The organism is Paenibacillus barengoltzii NBRC 101215 (genome assembly GCF_004000745.1).
In the GTDB taxonomy this organism is placed as follows: Bacteria; Bacillota; Bacilli; order Paenibacillales; family Paenibacillaceae; genus Fontibacillus; species Fontibacillus barengoltzii.
This window is the reverse complement of sequence record NZ_BILV01000064.1, coordinates 1-17,426: the sequence shown is the minus strand read 5'-3', so window position 1 is coordinate 17,426 and position 17,426 is coordinate 1. Positions and strand designations below refer to the sequence as shown.

General features: G+C 47.5%; 14 protein-coding genes and 7 tRNA genes. 2 read left to right on the top strand and 19 right to left on the bottom strand.

Features of this window, described 5'->3' with window-relative positions; translation table 11 throughout:
* Positions 1 to 88: 88 nt before the first annotated feature.
* From PBA01S_RS17045 to PBA01S_RS17030, 4 genes are all read right to left on the bottom strand, one after another.
* On the bottom strand, positions 89 to 1,927 hold the full coding sequence (locus PBA01S_RS17045; RefSeq protein ID WP_127576404.1) for an N-6 DNA methylase: 1,839 nt from the start codon (positions 1,925 to 1,927) through the stop codon (positions 89 to 91).
* Positions 1,928 to 1,958: 31 nt separating this feature from the next.
* On the bottom strand, positions 1,959 to 2,414 hold the full coding sequence (locus tag PBA01S_RS17040; RefSeq protein ID WP_127576403.1) for a hypothetical protein: 456 nt from the start codon (positions 2,412 to 2,414) through the stop codon (positions 1,959 to 1,961).
* 178 nt (positions 2,415 to 2,592) lie between these two features.
* A complete protein-coding gene (locus PBA01S_RS17035; RefSeq protein ID WP_127576402.1) occupies positions 2,593 to 3,150 on the bottom strand; it encodes an ImmA/IrrE family metallo-endopeptidase in 558 nt (185 codons plus the stop codon).
* Positions 3,147 to 3,542 carry a helix-turn-helix domain-containing protein gene (locus PBA01S_RS17030; protein WP_127576401.1) on the bottom strand — a complete coding sequence of 132 codons (396 nt, stop codon included), beginning with the start codon at positions 3,540 to 3,542 and terminating at the stop codon, positions 3,147 to 3,149. The genes PBA01S_RS17035 and PBA01S_RS17030 overlap by 4 nt, the downstream gene beginning before the upstream one ends.
* A 146-nt stretch (positions 3,543 to 3,688) precedes the next feature.
* On the opposite strand from PBA01S_RS17030, the gene PBA01S_RS22825 reads away from it, so the two are divergent.
* Together PBA01S_RS22825 and PBA01S_RS22975 are read left to right on the top strand one after the other, a co-directional pair.
* Complete coding sequence (locus PBA01S_RS22825; RefSeq protein ID WP_164744183.1) at positions 3,689 to 3,859, top strand: hypothetical protein; 171 nt, start codon at positions 3,689 to 3,691, stop codon at positions 3,857 to 3,859.
* 345 nt (positions 3,860 to 4,204) lie between these two features.
* On the top strand, positions 4,205 to 4,543 hold the full coding sequence (locus PBA01S_RS22975) for a hypothetical protein (RefSeq protein ID WP_218027450.1): 339 nt from the start codon (positions 4,205 to 4,207) through the stop codon (positions 4,541 to 4,543).
* 217 nt (positions 4,544 to 4,760) lie between these two features.
* Here the strand turns inward: PBA01S_RS22975 and PBA01S_RS17020 are convergent, their stop codons facing one another.
* From PBA01S_RS17020 to PBA01S_RS16950, 15 genes are all read right to left on the bottom strand, one after another.
* Positions 4,761 to 5,093 carry a helix-turn-helix domain-containing protein gene (locus PBA01S_RS17020; protein WP_127576400.1) on the bottom strand — a complete coding sequence of 111 codons (333 nt, stop codon included), beginning with the start codon at positions 5,091 to 5,093 and terminating at the stop codon, positions 4,761 to 4,763.
* Positions 5,094 to 5,326: 233 nt separating this feature from the next.
* Positions 5,327 to 7,159 (bottom strand): glutamine--fructose-6-phosphate transaminase (isomerizing), encoded by a 1,833-nt coding sequence (glmS, locus tag PBA01S_RS17015; protein ID WP_028540187.1) that lies wholly within the window; start codon positions 7,157 to 7,159, stop codon positions 5,327 to 5,329.
* A 994-nt stretch (positions 7,160 to 8,153) separates the two neighbouring features.
* Positions 8,154 to 9,494: a phosphoglucosamine mutase gene (gene glmM, locus PBA01S_RS17010; protein ID WP_085279313.1), complete on the bottom strand. Its 1,341-nt coding sequence runs from the start codon at positions 9,492 to 9,494 to the stop codon at positions 8,154 to 8,156.
* A 99-nt stretch (positions 9,495 to 9,593) separates the two neighbouring features.
* Positions 9,594 to 10,976, bottom strand: coding sequence for a CdaR family protein (locus PBA01S_RS17005; RefSeq protein WP_127576399.1), 1,383 nt, complete (start codon positions 10,974 to 10,976; stop codon positions 9,594 to 9,596).
* Entirely contained in the window at positions 10,969 to 11,799 is an 831-nt protein-coding gene (gene cdaA, locus PBA01S_RS17000) for a diadenylate cyclase CdaA (protein ID WP_016310737.1), read from the bottom strand. The genes PBA01S_RS17005 and cdaA overlap by 8 nt, the downstream gene beginning before the upstream one ends.
* Positions 11,800 to 12,052: 253 nt before the next feature.
* Positions 12,053 to 12,673, bottom strand: coding sequence for a zf-HC2 domain-containing protein (locus tag PBA01S_RS16995; RefSeq protein WP_028540191.1), 621 nt, complete (start codon positions 12,671 to 12,673; stop codon positions 12,053 to 12,055).
* A gap of 143 nt (positions 12,674 to 12,816) precedes the next feature.
* Positions 12,817 to 13,392 carry an RNA polymerase sigma factor SigW gene (sigW, locus tag PBA01S_RS16990; RefSeq protein WP_016310735.1) on the bottom strand — a complete coding sequence of 192 codons (576 nt, stop codon included), beginning with the start codon at positions 13,390 to 13,392 and terminating at the stop codon, positions 12,817 to 12,819.
* A gap of 272 nt (positions 13,393 to 13,664) precedes the next feature.
* Entirely contained in the window at positions 13,665 to 16,466 is a 2,802-nt protein-coding gene (gene ppc, locus PBA01S_RS16985) for a phosphoenolpyruvate carboxylase (RefSeq protein ID WP_085169762.1), read from the bottom strand.
* A 336-nt stretch (positions 16,467 to 16,802) separates the two neighbouring features.
* Positions 16,803 to 16,876 (bottom strand) — tRNA-Gly (locus tag PBA01S_RS16980).
* Between the two features lie 12 nt (positions 16,877 to 16,888).
* Positions 16,889 to 16,965: transfer RNA gene (locus tag PBA01S_RS16975), tRNA-Pro, on the bottom strand.
* Between the two features lie 30 nt (positions 16,966 to 16,995).
* A tRNA-Arg gene (locus PBA01S_RS16970) sits at positions 16,996 to 17,072 on the bottom strand.
* A 9-nt stretch (positions 17,073 to 17,081) separates the two neighbouring features.
* Positions 17,082 to 17,156, bottom strand: a tRNA-Gly gene (locus PBA01S_RS16965).
* A 7-nt stretch (positions 17,157 to 17,163) separates the two neighbouring features.
* Positions 17,164 to 17,247 (bottom strand) — tRNA-Leu (locus PBA01S_RS16960).
* A 9-nt stretch (positions 17,248 to 17,256) separates the two neighbouring features.
* Positions 17,257 to 17,332, bottom strand: a tRNA-Lys gene (locus PBA01S_RS16955).
* A 13-nt stretch (positions 17,333 to 17,345) separates the two neighbouring features.
* Positions 17,346 to 17,420, bottom strand: a tRNA-Gln gene (locus PBA01S_RS16950).
* Positions 17,421 to 17,426: the final 6 nt, after the last annotated feature.

Genomic DNA, 17,426 nt, shown 5'->3' with positions numbered 1-17,426 from the left:
TTACTATTAATCTTTCGACAAATTGCACTCAATACCTGTTAAATAAGTTTTTATGAAATCTAATCACTGGTCTCTCCGTCATTTGGGGTTATGCTTTCTTTTTGTAGCCTTTGCTTACTCCGATGCTTTCGTAAACTTGCTCTAACTGATGAATACGTATCCGTTCAGCAGTCTCGAGTGCTTGGACATATTCTTGGTTAGCTTTTTTGTATCTCAAGCCTACTTCCGTCATCTCTTCTGCACTTAATTTAGGGATCGGGATATCTTGAATGTCCTTCACATTTAGAATTGGTAATGAAGAACCTTTACGCAAGGCACGGATGTATGATTCTCCAATAGGGCTCTCAAAGAACGCTAATAAGAAATTTGGATCTACTCCAGGAAGCGGACGAAGACCAATGAAATTAGCCGACAAATAATACGGCTCACTCCCTTCCAAATCAGGTACCACAGCAAATTTTATGGCGATTCCTCTGCTCGTGATGAGTACATCTCCGCTTTGTATTTCAGCTTCTTCCTCTCTGGTTGTTGATTTTATTCCGTAGTTCTCAACGGTCTCTAATTGTAACACCCCGTCTTTAACATCAGACAACTGTATGACTTTAGCTTGAACGGCATCTGGCTCTACACTACTTGCTGTATTTAAACCTCTGTAAATAGAAACAAGTTGTTTTAAAGGTATTGTTGGCGTGTTTTTTTCATATGCTGAACGATCAATCTGTACATCCCCTATGATCGATTCTGCATCTTCCATCTGCACATATGAACTAGGCAGCAAATTATAGCTGTTTTCCCGAATCTCAAATATATTCAACAAGCGACTAAATTTATTGTCCTCTTTTAATCCGAAATAGCTATCCAGTATATGATCGACTTCAGAAGCAGATATAATAGTAATTCCTCTTTTCCGTTCACCAAATGAGGTGGCATCTATAATTTGTACTTTTCCTTTACGTTTGGCATCTTTATTCTTGTTCAAAACGAGCATTGACACTGGAATAGCGGTTCCAGAGAAGACCCCACCTGGTAAAGTAATAACTGCTTCAATCAAATCATCTTCAATCAACGTTCTCCGAATCTCTCCGGTAGCCGCCCCTTGGAACAAAACCCCATTTGTTACCGTCACAATTGCCTTCCCGTCGTCTTTAAGGGAGTCCAATGCATGGATGACAAACCCGATGGTTGCATCTCTTCTTACGATTCCATATTTAGTACGTATTTCCTGATCTAGCTTTAGCCCAAACGGGGGGATCGAAATGACATAATCAAATCTTTCGTCTAATACCTTCTCATGCGTTAACAACTCAATAGTATCCTGTTGATGCAACTCAAAGTCCTTTACCCCACACATAAAACAAAATAATTGTCCAATACCTACTACTTCATGGTTAATGTCATTGCCATGCACTGAAACATCAGAATTTCGTCTCGCCGCCTCCACAAGCGCTCTAGCATAACGGCAGGAAAAGTCGTATATGGATGTTCCTGGCTTTATATCCAAAATTCTAGTTCCAATCGTATTAAGTTCTCTAGGTTCAAATACTATACCAGCTTTACCTTTAGCCCTTGCCCCAGCTTCAAAATAGGTTTCTAAAAGCTCATAGCTGTCTTCAGGAAATTCGATCTTGCCCATATGGTAGATAAGTTCAGGCAAAACACTTCTAACACTTTCTTCGTTAAACAAACTCAACCCCAGCTTAATATTTGGCTTTTGTTCAGCCAAGTCGTTCAATGCCCGTTTAACCATTTCCCCTGACCGATCATTTGACAACTCTTCCCATGAGAATGGTAAGTGCAAACCGAGCTTCTCTTGGTGTATATATGCATAACGTAATGCCGACAAAGGCATCACCACGGAATCATATTGATACACAGGCAAAATACTTCTTACGACCTTATCAATCATACCGAAGAATTGTGCTTTCATTGTAATACCCTCTCCTTGTCATTTACTAATTTTATCTACGAATGGAGCATTGAAAGTTCAGTCTGCTATGCAAGAAAATTGATTCTGCAAGTAAGTAACGATCATAAATGGACTCGACGATTAACGGATTTTCTAAACGGTCTACCCTAGTGAGGAAAACCAACTTGGATGAATTGTATGTTCCACGAATGGCGATGACTAAGAACAAATTTTCATCCAAAATCCTTCTTTCCAATTCGACCGGGATATCCCTACTTTCCAAATACATTTCGAGAAGATAACGTTTTTCTTCCGGGTCATTAAATGCGATTAGATCTAACACATCAGGAGCTCCTTCATGAGTATCCGTAAACCGTGCTACCATCAATGAATCCCACTTAAAATGTTTACGGAATTGCGGTATGATTGAACCCTTCCCTTGATACACCAAATCCCGAGCAGCTTGCAAAGTACTTTGGGGGAAAACTCTTTCCGTTGGTTGTTTCATAGTCTGATTAATAACCATATTTTTTCCTTACTTTCAAAAATAAAATTATTTACTTTTATTTGTTAGACACAATATACCATGCGCAAAACAAAAAGTAAAGTATTTATTTTTTATGATTTGTATTTTACGTTTTTATAGAAAAAACAAAAAGCGGTTCCCCAAAATAGGAGCCACTTTTTCACCATTTTTTTATAGAATAAATTTGTTTTAATACGCCTGTCATATTTATTCGATACTGTAATAACTCCATACTTACTTGGAATTGATCCGCGATATTTTCCTTTTTCATTCCTCTTTTAAGCAGGTGTAACAATGCAGCTCGCGGTAAAAGTAAACTTCCAGCCAACCAATCCGCTTCATCTTCTTGGGTCGAATCGTATGTGCGAACGGGAAAAGCAAGATTCACGATTCTTGACGGCACATGATTACAGACCAAATGAGCAAGTTCATGCATGATAGTGTTCGTGGTTCGCCTAGCCGGTTGATTTGAATTATAAAATATTATATGTTTACCTTCCCCTACAGGGAGAGTAAAGGCATCCCAACAATTGGGATCGTTTTTATACAACTGCTGGCGCACATTTTCTGGAAGATCAAGTAATGATGCATCAACAACCGGTACTTCCAAATGATTGGATAGCTGTTCCCAAGTCAGTGCTTCATATTCTTTGAGCCCTAGCACCTTTCGGAATCGACTAGCTTCATCTTCACACCACTTTTTAAATCCTTTTCTCATTGTTCCTCGTCTTTGCCTGGTTTCTTCGCAAATGTTTCGTACGCCACTTGAATCATCCGCGATAAGGCTTCTGCGCTTTCTGGACTAAGCGCTTTATCTGCACGTAAATGCGCAGATATAATTGCTGGCGTATCCATACCCTGCAAATTAAGCCCCGCAATAACATTTGAATCTTCTTGATCCGTTTGGCTCATGAAACGGCTTAGTGGCACCTGCAACCAATCACAGAGTTTTTGCAGTGTTTCAAGATCGGGTATTTTCCCTTGCTCTACCCGCGACAATGTCGAGGGGCTTACCCCGGCTTCTTTTGCAGTTACGCGAAGTCCCGTTTTGCCGCGCTTCGCTTTCACTAATGCACTCAATTCCTCCATTTTCATGCTTTGTTTAGACATAAAAACCTCACCTTCGTATCTTTTGAGAAACACTGTTTGACAAATGAAACGGAATGTGTTTATAATAAGCGCATCAGATGTGTTTCAGATATAAGACAGTGTATCACATCTGATGAAACGTCTCAAGCGGAAAGGAGGAAGTACCTATGGCTACGAACGGAAAACCGGGCAACGGGCGTCACGGAGCTGTGACTGGAAGAAGTCAGTTTCAAGCTCCAAATGGCAATTGGGTAAAGCGCGATACAGCGACGGGTCGCTTTATGGACCAGAAAACGAGCAGCGATACCCCATTTAAAGGCGTAAGAAAAGAAAAATAATCCCCTGAAAGGAACCTGAACCATGGCAAACATTAGACTGCAAGACCTTACAGCAACTATTGCTGGAACATCCCGCTACAATGGTGGCAAGTGGGACACCGTCCACGTTGAGACACTTCTTGTGACGGACGAGCCCCTGCCAAATGATATGAATTGGTATGTGCCTGCTGGCGTCTCTATCCCCCCTGAGGCTCTTGCGATGTTCAACGCGACTGGGCTCTCGATGTTTCCTACACTCTTGAAGCAAATTTGCTTAACGGAACAGAGGATATCCGTGACCAAGCTCAGCAGAACAATCTTCCGGAAGTTATGAGTGACGCTGCAAAGCTTATGATGAGGTCTGTCATGAAAAAAACGCCGCTCATTCCAATTCCGGATGCTCCAACGACCTATCTGCTGTCTTACGATTATAAGCTTTATCCAAGATCTGATGTTCCAAACGCCTTTGAATTTACGGTACGACTGCCGTTTGACGGGCTTAGGATTCATCCACAAGGTGGTCGAGTGCAAGTAAGCGTATTGTCGCCTGTTGGCGCTCGGATCGATGAAGCAGCCACCCTTGGTCGCGACGAGAACGGTCAGGAAATTAGTGAGCTTGTTGTACCTTTGCAAAACGCTAACCGCTTTGCCGTCACTTTCGGATACCAACTCGACCCTGACTTTATCATCCGCTATGTGTACTAAAAAGAAAAACCCTTAACGATTACGTTAAGAGCTTTCCGCAGGAATTTGGTGCTATACATAGATTGTTTTATCAACAACTTTGGCGAGGGTTAATAAAACAAAACAGTTAATATTTATTTCTCTATGTGGCTCCAAATTCCTGCTTTATTTTTAAGAAAATATTGAGCGCTAAGATACGAGTGACGAAAATAACATCAATGATTTCGATTTCAAGACACTAGTTTGATCTTAGTCTTTTCTTCAATAGAACAATTTCAATAATTTCGTTCTTATCGTAATCATTCAAGCTCCTAAATACCTCGACTAACCTTTTTTCATCATTGTCTTCATATGTAATTCCATCTTCCGAGTCTTTACCAGTTAACAACCAGTTTAAGTTTACATTGAATTGAGTTCTGATTGATACTAATGTTTCCGCTGACGGATTGCTATTTCCCATTTCAATTTCACTTAGATTACCTTGCGAGATTCCAATAATCTTAGCAAATTGCGATTGGTTGAGATTGTTTTCTTTTCGAATACATTTGATTCTGAATCCTATATCAGTCATAATAACTTACCACTTCCTTGTCTATATAGATTTGTTCTAGCCTCGTTAGATTTCTCTAGACAAAATGAGGGTAGCCCTCTGATATATCTTCATCAGGACTACCCTCTTGATGCCTAAAACTGGTTCCACACATTTTTTACTGGTTCCACAGTTTTTTTACTGGTTCCAGACTTTTTTTACTGGTTCCAGACTTTTTTATCATCGGACAACAGCAAACCATTCTTAAATCCCTCTTACTCCACCGTCACGCTCTTCGCCAAGTTCCGTGGCTTGTCGACGTCATTGCCGCGAGCCAGGGAAGCGTAGTAAGCGAGTAATTGGAGCGGTACGACGGACAGCGCTGGTGTCAGCAGCGGCAGCGTCTTCGGAATGGACAGCGCTTGGTCCACCGACTTCAGCAGGTCAGGCACATGCTCCTCGTGGGTGATGGCCATAACTTCTGCGCCGCGCGCTTTGACTTCCTTGATATTGCTGACGGTTTTCTCCAGCACCGATTCCTGAGTTGCCAGCGCGATTACTGGAACGCCTTCTTCAATCAGTGCCAGGGTACCGTGCTTCAACTCGCCGGCAGCATACGCTTCAGAGTGAATATAGGAAATTTCCTTCAACTTCAGCGAACCTTCCTGCACGACGGAATAGTCGAGACCGCGACCGATGAAGAACAGATGCTCATTGCTCGCGATCTGCTCTGCATAAGCCTTCACCACATCGGCTTGAGCCAGCATGCTTTCCACTTGCTCTGGCAGCGACTGCATGGCCGCAATTACATGAGCTACTTGATCTTCGCTTTGCGTACCACGAACCTGAGCCATGTACAGGGCAAGCAGGTAGAAGGCAATCAACTGGGAAGTATACGCCTTCGTCGAAGCGACGGCGATTTCCGGACCAGCCAGCGTAGCGATGACGTCGTCCGCATCGCGGGCAATCGAGCTGCCAACCACGTTGGTGATCGCCAGCACGTGAGCACCGTTCGCTTGCGCTTCACGCAGTGCAGCCAGCGTATCGGCCGTTTCGCCCGATTGGCTGACAACGATCACGAGCGTATCTGGGGTAATCAACGGCGAGCGATAACGATACTCCGAAGCGACGTCAGTCATCACCGGAATGCGTACAAGTTGCTCAATCGCTGACCCGCCGACCAGACCGGCGTTATATGCCGTACCGCAAGCAACGATATGAATCGCTCTCAGGCTGCGGATCTTCTCGTCCGTCAGTTTCAAGCCAGGCAACACGACTTTGCGTCCACTTTCGTCGATCCGACCCAGCATCGTGTCCCGGTAAGCCTTCGGCTGCTCGTGGATCTCCTTCAGCATGAAATGATCGAACCCGCCTTTTTCTGCGGTAACAGCGTCCCAATCGACACGAATCATTTCCCGAGAAATAAAATTCCCTTCAATGGTCATCAGTTCGACAGAATCCTTGGTCAGTACCGCCATCTCGCCATCGTTCAAAATATAAACGTTCCGCGTATAATTCAACAACGCAGGGATGTCGGAGCCGATAAAGTTCTCGCCTTCGCCAAGACCAATGATCAACGGGCTAGCTTGACGCACAGCCACCAGTTTGTCAGGTTCGTACTCTGTCAGCACCCCAAGGGCAAAAGCGCCGCGCATGTAACTAATTGCCTTCTGAACCGCCTTCACGATATCGCCTTGATACTCGCGAGCAACCAGATGGGAAATGACCTCCGTATCCGTTTCAGACACAAAGACATACCCTTGGCTGATCAGTTCTTCCTTCAATTCCAGATAGTTTTCGACAATCCCGTTATGCACGACCGAAAATTTCTGGGTATGGTCGGTATGCGGATGAGAATTCACGTCAGACGGTTTGCCGTGCGTTGCCCAGCGGGTATGACCAATCCCGGCCGAACCCTTAAGCGGTGCATCCTCCAGCTTGGATTCCAGATTCGCCAGACGGCCGAGTGATTTTGCAATCTTCAGACCATCCGACGTAAATACAGCAATACCTGCAGAGTCGTACCCGCGATACTCCAGCTTCTTTAAGCCCTCAAGCAACACCGACTGCGTATCCCGATTCCCAATGTATCCAACAATACCACACATAATAATTTATCCTCCGTTTCATTCTTACAAGATGGTTTTTTGGCCGTAAGAAATGAAGCACGGAAGAAGCCTTTCGCGGTACACCGAGACAGAACTATTCAATTGTAAAAAATATATCCAATCAATCCTCACCAGATTGATCATCACTCTAACGTTACACAATTTTCATTCATTTTTTCACGAATGTCCAGATTGCTCCGTCTACCGCGGCTCTTTCCGCGTCACTTGCTTACGTACATTCATGAACGATCTATGAATGTGATTATCCATCTGCCCGCACGGTTTGTGGGAAAGGTCGCCCCTTCCTTTTGCCGATACGGTTACGGTGCGATGCAGCACCGGGAGGCCCCCGCCGAACATTCCGAACACCTCCACCTCGTCAACTTCGCTTTGCCGTTCGCTTGAACCGATATCACGCCTCAAGGCTTACCGTTGTCGCTGCAGGCCAGCCTTCCGCCCCTGCCTCTCAAACAACGTTCCCTTGATCACGCCGCTTTCCTCATCCGTCCAAACGAAACGCGCACAATGAAGTTCTGGCGCTTAATAACCGGTAAACCTTACTACCCTCACTTTCTTTGCTCGAATATGCTTAATTATATGCACCTTCACACGATTTGGCAATGATCAACTTGTCCTGATTCGTCGAACCGTGCCTTTTACCCTTATGGCCTAGAAAAAACGACACGTCCCTTTTTCCATCGAGTTATCCCCCTTCCCCCTTGTGACCTTCATCCCCCTCCGCACACTTCTTTACACCATTATCCCCTTCAGTCAGGTCAGGGCAATTTGATCTGGAAGAATACGCACCCGAAGGAGGCAATGAATGCCCTTAATTTGCAGTTGCCTGTCACCTTCCCGATCTGATGCAAAGGGATAATCATCAAAAAAGAGTCCAACAGACACCCTCTCCCTAACAAAAACCGCCAGACAGGCATCCTCACCCGTCCGGCGGTTCTCAACGTCCTATAGATCCATGGGTTAAATAATCCGATCGTTACACCAACTGTTTCTCTACAACCTCTACAATTTGCGCAACCAGCTTCTCCAGCTCCGCTTTCTCCGGCCCTTCCGCCATAACACGGATCAGCGATTCCGTACCCGACGGCCGAACCAGCACACGCCCGTTATCGCCCAACTCTTGCTCTACTTCCGCAATCGCTTCAGCAATCACCGCGTTCCCCGCGAACTTGCTCTTATCTTGTACGCGAACGTTCACCAGCACCTGCGGATATTGCTTCATGACCTTCTTCAGCTCGCTCAGCGGCTTGCCGGAAGCCAGCATCGTATCGACCAGCTGAATCGCCGTCAAAATGCCATCCCCGGTTGTATTGTAGTCCAGGAAAATCACATGACCGGACTGCTCACCGCCCAGATTGTAGCCGCCGCGCAGCATTTCCGCCATAACATAGCGGTCCCCGACCGCGGTTTGCTGGGTAGCCAGCCCCAATTTCTTAGCCGCTTTGTAGAAGCCAAAATTGCTCATTACGGTCGAGACAACCGTGCTGTCTTTCAGCTTACCGGCTTTATTCATCGCATCGCCGCAGATGCACAGGATGTAGTCGCCATCCACTTCTTGGCCTAACTCGTCAATCGCAATCAACCGGTCCGCATCGCCGTCGAAAGCAAGACCAACATGCGCGCCAAGTCGAACGACTTCTTCCTTCAGCCGTTCCGGATGCGTAGATCCGCAGTGATCGTTAATGTTCAGCCCGTTCGGCTCAGCTGCCAGCGTATGCACTTCAGCTCCAAGCTCACGGAATAATCTTGGTGCCAGCTCATAAGCCGCCCCGTTTGCGCAGTCCAGCACCACCTTCAGCCCTTTAAACGATGAGTTGATCGTCGTCTTCAAATGTTCGAGGTACTTCAGCTTCGAATCATTGTCCACCGTCACGGTTCCCAAGTCGCCGCCGACAGGCCGCGGCAACTCATCAACAGCCTTGTCGAGCAGCTCTTCGATTTGCAGCTCCGTTTCGTCCGACAACTTAAAGCCGTCACTGCCAAAGAACTTGATCCCGTTATCCTCTACCGGATTGTGGGATGCGGAAATCATGACGCCTGCGTCCGCTTTAAGCAAGCGGGTGAGATAAGCAACCGCAGGTGTCGTCACGACGCCAAGCCGAATCACATCGGCGCCAATCGACAACAACCCCGCCACCAACGCAGATTCCAGCATCACGCCGGAAATACGCGTGTCCATACCAATGACAACCTTCGGCTTAGGTACCTGGCCTGCAAGCACATAACCGCCGCAGCGACCGATCTGGTACGCCAATTCTGCTGTCAATTCTTTATTCGCAATTCCTCTTACGCCATCCGTTCCAAAATACTTCCCCATGATTTCACTCCTTCAATATTTGCCAGTGCCGCACCGTTCTCTCATCTCCCAGAAGGCGTCTGACCGGTCTATCCTCGTCGTTGTCTGCTTATGTTTATGTCACGTGCCGTTCCCTGAGGTCTCGTCCTCTGTCGCATTGCCCCCATCCTCCTGATGAGGTGGCGATCCATGCGAAAATCCATTACCGGATGGGCTTTGTGTACCGTCTGAAGGGTTTGGTTGCTCCACAGGAACACCGGAGGTTGGGCTGCCTTTCTCCGTCAGCTCCACGTCCACGGACAAGGAAATGTTCGGGTCGGCCAACGCCACGCCCTCAGGTAAATGAATCTCAATTGGGACCGTATGCGTCCCCGCCCCCAGATGTGCGAGATCAGCGGTCAACTGAATGTTCTCCGGTTGGAGCGCGTCCAACACCGCGCTGGCCCCAATCACGTTCAGACTCAAGTTTGGTTCCGTTGGCCGAATCCATTTGACATCGTACATGGATCCGACATTTTTCAACGTGATTGGAATGTCGTCCAGCTGCTTCTGTCCCCCGGGCATCACATGCAATGTGATCGTGGCAGAGCTCGGCTCGATTTTCTCAAAACCTTCCGGAGGAGTCAAGTCCACCACGTATTTAGTCTCATTCGAACCGTTATAACGGCTCAGATCGACCGTCAGCGGATAGGAGGATATACCCTCCAACGCTTCCTTTGTACCGTATAGAACGACGCCCTCTACATCAACCTCTATATCAGTTAAGATATATCCGGATGGTAATTGTCCGGTTTTACGTATTTCGATGGGTACATTTTTGTATAGCTTATTGATGGGGATATCTACATCCACGGAACTAGGCGATATCTTCGCATTCTCCATAGGTATCCCTTGCTTATCATATGCTGTCAGTTTGACGCTTTTGCCTTTAACGGATTCCTTCAATCCCGTCACATCCACCGTACCCTCGACTTTACTCAGCTCTTGCGCCTCACTCGCAGGCAGGGTCACATCAACGGTGCCGCTCCCGGCAACAATAGGCGTCCCAAGTACTAATCCGTCGGCCGGTTCCCCCTTCGTGACGATGGTCACAGGAATCGTCCGGGTTTCCTTCGCTTCAATCGTCACCTTCACGATAGAAGGTTCCATGGAGACCAGTTGGACTCCAGGAGGAAGCTCATGGGTTAGAGGTAGGGTAAATGTCCCTGGTCCCAGATTTTCCAAATTTAGCCTCGCCTTATAATCTGAGAAATTCGTCGTCAAATCGATCCGTTTCCCCTTCACTTCCATACGCACGGTGCTGGGATCCAGATCGTATAAAACGTACTTGTCCTCGTCAAACCCGGTCACTTCGATTTTGACATTGTCGATATAACGCGACTGCGCCAAGGTGGTGGAGTCTACGGGAGTTCCGCTGTCCAAATGAACCATCGCCCACAACATGATACTAAACACTAGCGCAAGGACCTTAGCAAAATTGTTGTGAGTCAGCCATTTATCCATTTTTGCCGGCCTCCTTCCGTCTTCGGAACGGGCTGCGCTTGTCTTTGGTGCGCGAATTCGGACCTAATTCCGCATACAGCTTGGAAATCAACGACTCCTCGTTAATGTCTCGGACGACCTGTCCGTCGATCGCAAGTGAAATTTGCCCCGTCTCCTCGGACACAACGATCGAGACCGCATCGCCGACCTCACTAATTCCGATCGCTGCCCGGTGTCTTGTACCCAACTCCTTACTGATGAATGGATTCTCCGACAACGGCAAATAACAAGCAGCCGCAGAGATCCGTTGGCCTTGAATAATCACGGCTCCATCATGGAGCGGGGTATTGGGGATAAAGATATTGATCAACAGCTGTGAAGAAATGATCGACTGCATCGGAATTCCCGATTCGGTATATTCATTTAACCCCGTATCGCGTTCAAACACGATAAGAGCCCCAATCTTTCTGCGCGATAAATAATTGACGGCTTTAATAATCTCACCGATCTGCTTGCCAAACTCTTCCTCGTCCGCGCTGTTCCGCCCAAACAGCTTGCCTCGGCCAAGCTGCTCCAGTGCCCGTCGAAGCTCCGGTTGGAAAATAATGAAGATCGCCAGCACGCCAAACGTAAACATTTGGTTCATCAGCCATTTCAGCGTATACAAGTCGAACCAGGTACTGACGGCCCAAATAAACACCAGAACCAAAATCCCCTTGAGCAGCTGAACAGCCCGCGTTCCGCGGACAAGCAAAATCATGTGATATATTATATAGGTAACAATCAGGATATCGATGACATCCTTAATGGTATCCTGCCAAGTTAAATTCATAAAATAGTTCATGCTGCGACCCCCGGAAAGATCCTTGCGGACGTTTGGCCCGCCAACAAGGAACCAATATGTACAGCTTCATTCACGCCTGTCTCTTTAAGTTTCCCCTAAATACTAGGTTATAACGTTCACATGTCAGATGCAAGCACCCAGCAAAAATAGGTTCATTTCGTAACGCTTACTAAATTTTACCTATAGATACAAAAATAAAAAAGCGCCGTTTCCCAAAGGAAAGGCGCCCAAAACATTCCATATCGCCTTACAATCACCTATAGGCGACTTCCGTAAACGTATTGATGATCCGGTACCAGATCCAGTCCAGCGCTTGATCGATCTGTTTCACTTCGCCTGAAATATGCGCCGTGGAGGCTTGGTAATAGGAGCCATCAATCACGGTGAGGTTGCCTTGAACTTCACCATAGATTTCGGCTTTCCCGTTCTCAATGGTCAAGTTCCCGGCAATGACAGCGTCACTTGGAACCGTGACCGTATCGCCTTGAATGATGACTTGATCCAGGCCCGCTCCTTTTACGACCAGCTGATCGTCGCTATCCCAAATCGATACCGCGCTGAACAACATCACCAGCAAGAACATGGCCGCCGCGGTCAACGCCGGATGGCGTTTGATCCACTTGATCCAGGCCTGCTGTTTGGGTTGACTTGGAATCTGACTGATGATCCGGTTCACCAGTTCGTCCGGAGCCGAGATGTTGCTATGTTGCTTGATGGTGGCAAACAACATCATTTCGGTCCGTTCCAATTCCCTGAATTCCTTGAGGCAATCCGGACACTCGTCGAGATGCTGCTTCAGCCGTTCGGCTTGGTCGCGGCTTAATTCGCCGTCCAGGTAATCATGCATCATAGATGAGGCATGTTTGCATTCCATATCAGCCAATCCTTTCAGTAGTATCAATCTATGCGAAATGCGGAAGGCACGGCTAAGATCATAGTCGTCCTACATCCTACCTTACAATACGTAATGGTACAGAATTCGTTTCAAAAAATAATTCCCCAGGCACAGCCCATATTTTAGAGCATTTTATGCTCCAGCTTTTTACGCAAAAATTCGCGTCCGCGGTGAACCCGCGTCTTCACCGTAGTCACCGGCATATCCAAAACTTCGCTGATTTCTTGCAGAGAAAGTTCCTGCAAATAACGGAGCACGATCACCGACTTATATTTAGCAGGCAAGCCTTCGATCGCTTGATGAATCGTTTGCTGCGTTTCGGACAGCAAGTATTCCGTTTCCGGTGTCCGTTCATCCCCAGGAATCAGAGTGTATCCATCCAAGCCATCCTGATCGTTCATCTCTGCGTCCAGGTAATAACTTGGTTTCCGCTTACGCAGTCGGTCAATACACAAGTTCGTCGCAATCCGGTAAATCCAGGTTGAGAACTTCTGTTTATCGTCGTAGCGGTTCCAGTTTTTATGTACCCTTAAGAACGTCTCCTGCACAACATCTTCCGCTTCGTGCCGGTTAGACAGCATCCGGTATCCGAGATGATATAGCTTATCCTTATATAAATCAACAAGTTCAGCGAAGGCTCCCTGGTCCCCTTTCCGGGCCAGCTTCACCAGTCTTGCATCGAAATGTTCCACCACCATATTTTCCCCCAAATCGGTTGGAAGGGCTCAGGTACTTGTACCCTGCCTGTCCGGCTATTCGTCCCTTTGGCTAAGGCAAATGCAAGAGGTCGTTCTCGATCCGAATCCTGACCATTGCATCCTTGAAAGGGTACTTCCAGTCGTCGGCACTTCATTCAAATGTTAAAGCAACTTATCCCAAAATGCAATACATCCAGCTAAGTCAACAGCAAAAAAGCCGGACCTTCTTTAAGAAGGTCTGGCTTAGCATGGCTATATGGACCAATAAAGGATCAGCCCGTATTCCGGAGTCCAGCAGCAATCCCGTTAATCGTAAGCAGCACTTCACGTAACAGTTCAGCATCATCCTGCCCTTGTTCACGCGCAGACCGCAATTCCGTTAACAACTGCACCTGTAAATAGCTCAGGGGATCCACATAAGGATTACGTAAACGGATCGATTCTTGCAGGCCTGGGAGATTGTCAAAGATTTCTGAAATCCCGCAAATCTTCAGCACCATTTCCCGCGTCAAATGGAATTCCTCTTCAATTTTCCCCAGGATCCGCTCTCTCACAGTATCATCCTTGCACATTTGGGCGTATTCCTTCGCGATGACGAGGTCTGCTTTACTCAACGCAAATTGCAAGGTATCGATCACCGTACGGAAGAACGAGAAGTTCTGATACATATCCTGAAGAACCTTGAGGTTTTCTTCATTATTTTGATAGAAATGATATAGGCCGGTTCCAGCTGCATACCAAGCCGGGAACAAATACCGGCTTTGCGTCCAGGCAAATACCCAAGGGATCGCCCGCAAATCCTCAAACCGATCACTGTTCTTCCGCTTGGATGGACGGGAGCCGATATTCAGCTCACCCACCTCAACCAATGGCGTAGACTCACGGAAGAACTTCAAGAAATCCGGATCGCGGAAGACCAGGTCCTGATATTTATGAAGCGATGTCTCGGAAATCCCGCTCATGATCTCTTCCCAGCGTTGTTCTTCTGCGCTTGGTCCTTGGTCTTGATGCAGCTTCGCTTGAATCGCTGCGGTGATCAGCGCCGAAGTCGCTTGCTCCAAGCTGCGGTACGCAATACCACGCAAGGAGTAGCGTGACGAAATCACTTCGCCTTGCTCCGTGATCTTGATACCGCCGCCGATGGTTTCCGGCGGTTGCACGAGGATGCTGCGGTTAAGCGGCATACCGCCACGACCCAGCGCGCCCCCACGACCGTGGAAAAATTTCAGCTTCACGCCAAACTCATTGGCCGCCGCCGTAATTTGCTTCAAGGCAACGCGTAGCTCCCAGTTGGCTGTAACTACGCCGCCGTCTTTATTACTATCGGAGTAGCCGAGCATAATCTCCTGAAGATCGTTCATCGCCGCCACCGACTCGCGGTAAATCGGCATGCTGAACAGCTGCCGCATAATGCCTGGTGCGGCATGCAGATCGTCAATCGTTTCAAACAGCGGAACCGATTGAAGCGTACAGACGACGGTGCCGTCCGCTTCCTTACGGAACAAGCCTACTTCTTTCGAGAAGACCATGACCTCGAGGATATCGCTGGCCGCCTCTGTCATACTAATCAGGTAACTGGTGATACACTGTGTGCCGTATTCTTTTTGTGCCAGATACACCGTACGATATACATCTAGACATTCTTTTGTGCTTTCCGAATAATCCTGATATGGAGAAGTTAATGGACGCGGGTCGTTTAACAACCGTTCCAGGAGTTGAATCTTCTCTTGCTCCTCCAGTTCGGCATAATTCTCCACAATATTCATTTTCGCCAAAATTTCCGTCATGGCGTTCTCATGCTCTTTACTGTGCTGACGGATATCCAGCGTCGCGGTATGGAAGCCAAACAACTCCGCTTGACGAATCAGCTTCTTAATATGCGTATCTGCGACATAGTCTGCGTAGTGATGACGCAAGCTGCGGTCGATGATCTTCAAATCCTGGATAAAAGCCTCTACGTTAGGATAACGCTCTGGCGTATCCTTGGTGTTATCGTCCAGAACATTGTGCAGCTTCTCCGTCATATACGTCAGCTTAACGCGGTAAGGTTCTTTCTCGTTATTCCATTGCGGCGTTTTGCGCAACGTCACCTGCAGGCGATCCCGCTGAATGGAAGCCATCAGCTCGTCCGTAACGTCCACAATCGAGGTGCTGAAGCTAAGATGCTTGAACAAATCGGACAAAATCCGCTGATATTCGCGCACCGCCAGTTTACGTTGCATCCGCAGCGTCTCCCAGGTCACGTCAGAGGTTACCGAAGGATTCCCGTCCCGGTCACCACCGATCCAAGAACCGAAGCGCAAGTACGTTGGAACGTGCCAGTAATGCTCTGGATAGTACTTCGTCAGGCAGCGTTCCAGTTCTTGATAAACCTCAGGCAGCACGTGGAATAAGGTTTCGTGGAAATAGTACATCCCATTTCGCACCTCATCCAGCACTGTAGGTTTACGATCACGCAGTTCATCGGTCTGCCAAAGGGTAATGACCTCGTTAAGCAGCTTCTCCCGCAACTGCTCCCGTTCGCGGAAGGTCAGCGTAGGGTTATCCAACTGCATGACATCGTCAGCGATCCGTTTGTGGATGTCCAGAATCGCACGGCGCATCGCTTCCGTTGGATGGGCAGTCATGACCAGCTCCAGAGACATGCCGCTTAGGAGTTCCTGAGCTTCGCTATAACTAAAGCCCTGTTCCTTTAAATCGCGGACAGCAGCCTCGATCGTACCGCTCTGAACCTCTTCCCCCGCAGAACGCTCATAATCGCGTTTCCGGCGAATGCGGTGGTTCTGCTCCGCGATATTGACTAATTGAAAATAGATCGCAAATGCACGGATCACCTGATGACGGATGCCGGGTTCTAAAGAATTGATCATTCCCTTAAACTCTTCATGTAACTCCGGTAAAAATACAGCCCGCAGGGATTTACTGGCTTCACGTATCTTCTCGACAATATCCAAGAGCTCATTGCCGCCCTGATGCACCAGGACCTCTCCTAGAATATTGCCCAAAAAACGAATGTCGCGCCGAAGCAGGTTATTCGAGTTGCCTTTACCTGCGGTAACCGTTAACTCTGTCATGTTTCTCCCCCTTTTCATCCCAATGCTGCATACTCTATTCAGCATGGTCATGATCTTTGTCGGTTAGACCTAATGACGTGCGCCACGCGTTTCCTAACATCATACAACAAACTGCCCTGAAAATCTTCACTTAATTTGTAAGAAATTCTTGGACACCATGACTGTAGATTCGATTCCGTTTTGCAACTTTACTTACCTTAACACGGTAAAGCAGTAAAACGCAAGGGTATAACAGGTTGATAGAAAACTTTTATACCCAGAGGAAGGCCGCAATGGTAATAAGGATAAGATTATAACAAAAAACATCATCTTATCCGATGATGTTGCTGTTATGTATGGAGCGGGTGATGGGAATCGAACCCACGCTACCAGCTTGGAAGGCTGGAGTTCTACCATTGAACTACACCCGCACCTTAAAGAGATGGTCGGGATGACACGATTCGAACATGCGACCCCCTGGTCCCAAACCAGGTGCTCTACCAAGCTGAGCTACATCCCGTCATTAAGGTGAAATATGAAATTGAAAAAGTGGCGCGCCCTAAGAGATTCGAACTCCTGACCTTTTGATTCGTAGTCAAACGCTCTATCCAGCTGAGCTAAGGGCGCGTATTAAGATGGAGCGGACGACGGGAATCGAACCCGCGACCCTCGCCTTGGCAAGGCGATGCTCTACCGCTGAGCCACGTCCGCGCATAGATGGTGCGCGTGGAGGGACTTGAACCCCCACGTCAAAGACGCTAGATCCTAAGTCTAGTGCGTCTGCCAATTCCGCCACACGCGCAAGGAAAACTGGTGAGCCATGAAGGACTCGAACCTTCGACACCCTGATTAAAAGTCAGGTGCTCTACCAACTGAGCTAATGGCTCTTACTAAGAAAGATGGCTGGGGATATAGGATTCGAACCTATGCATGACGGAGTCAAAGTCCGTTGCCTTACCGCTTGGCTAATCCCCAATATTT

Coding starts and splice junctions, on each gene's coding strand:
- ppc (WP_085169762.1), bottom strand. CDS start 16,466: ATGACAGAGTTAACGGTTACCGCAGGTAAAGGCAACTCGAATAACCTG.
- glmS (WP_028540187.1), bottom strand. CDS start 7,159: ATGTGTGGTATTGTTGGATACATTGGGAATCGGGATACGCAGTCGGTG.
- PBA01S_RS17035 (WP_127576402.1), bottom strand. CDS start 3,150: ATGAGAAAAGGATTTAAAAAGTGGTGTGAAGATGAAGCTAGTCGATTC.
- cdaA (WP_016310737.1), bottom strand. CDS start 11,799: ATGAACTATTTTATGAATTTAACTTGGCAGGATACCATTAAGGATGTC.
- PBA01S_RS22975 (WP_218027450.1), top strand. CDS start 4,205: ATGAAAAAAACGCCGCTCATTCCAATTCCGGATGCTCCAACGACCTAT.
- sigW (WP_016310735.1), bottom strand. CDS start 13,392: ATGGTGGTGGAACATTTCGATGCAAGACTGGTGAAGCTGGCCCGGAAA.
- PBA01S_RS17040 (WP_127576403.1), bottom strand. CDS start 2,414: ATGAAACAACCAACGGAAAGAGTTTTCCCCCAAAGTACTTTGCAAGCT.
- PBA01S_RS17045 (WP_127576404.1), bottom strand. CDS start 1,927: ATGAAAGCACAATTCTTCGGTATGATTGATAAGGTCGTAAGAAGTATT.
- PBA01S_RS22825 (WP_164744183.1), top strand. CDS start 3,689: ATGGCTACGAACGGAAAACCGGGCAACGGGCGTCACGGAGCTGTGACT.
- PBA01S_RS16995 (WP_028540191.1), bottom strand. CDS start 12,673: ATGGAATGCAAACATGCCTCATCTATGATGCATGATTACCTGGACGGC.
- PBA01S_RS17020 (WP_127576400.1), bottom strand. CDS start 5,093: ATGACTGATATAGGATTCAGAATCAAATGTATTCGAAAAGAAAACAAT.
- PBA01S_RS17030 (WP_127576401.1), bottom strand. CDS start 3,542: ATGTCTAAACAAAGCATGAAAATGGAGGAATTGAGTGCATTAGTGAAA.
- PBA01S_RS17005 (WP_127576399.1), bottom strand. CDS start 10,976: ATGGATAAATGGCTGACTCACAACAATTTTGCTAAGGTCCTTGCGCTA.
- glmM (WP_085279313.1), bottom strand. CDS start 9,494: ATGGGGAAGTATTTTGGAACGGATGGCGTAAGAGGAATTGCGAATAAA.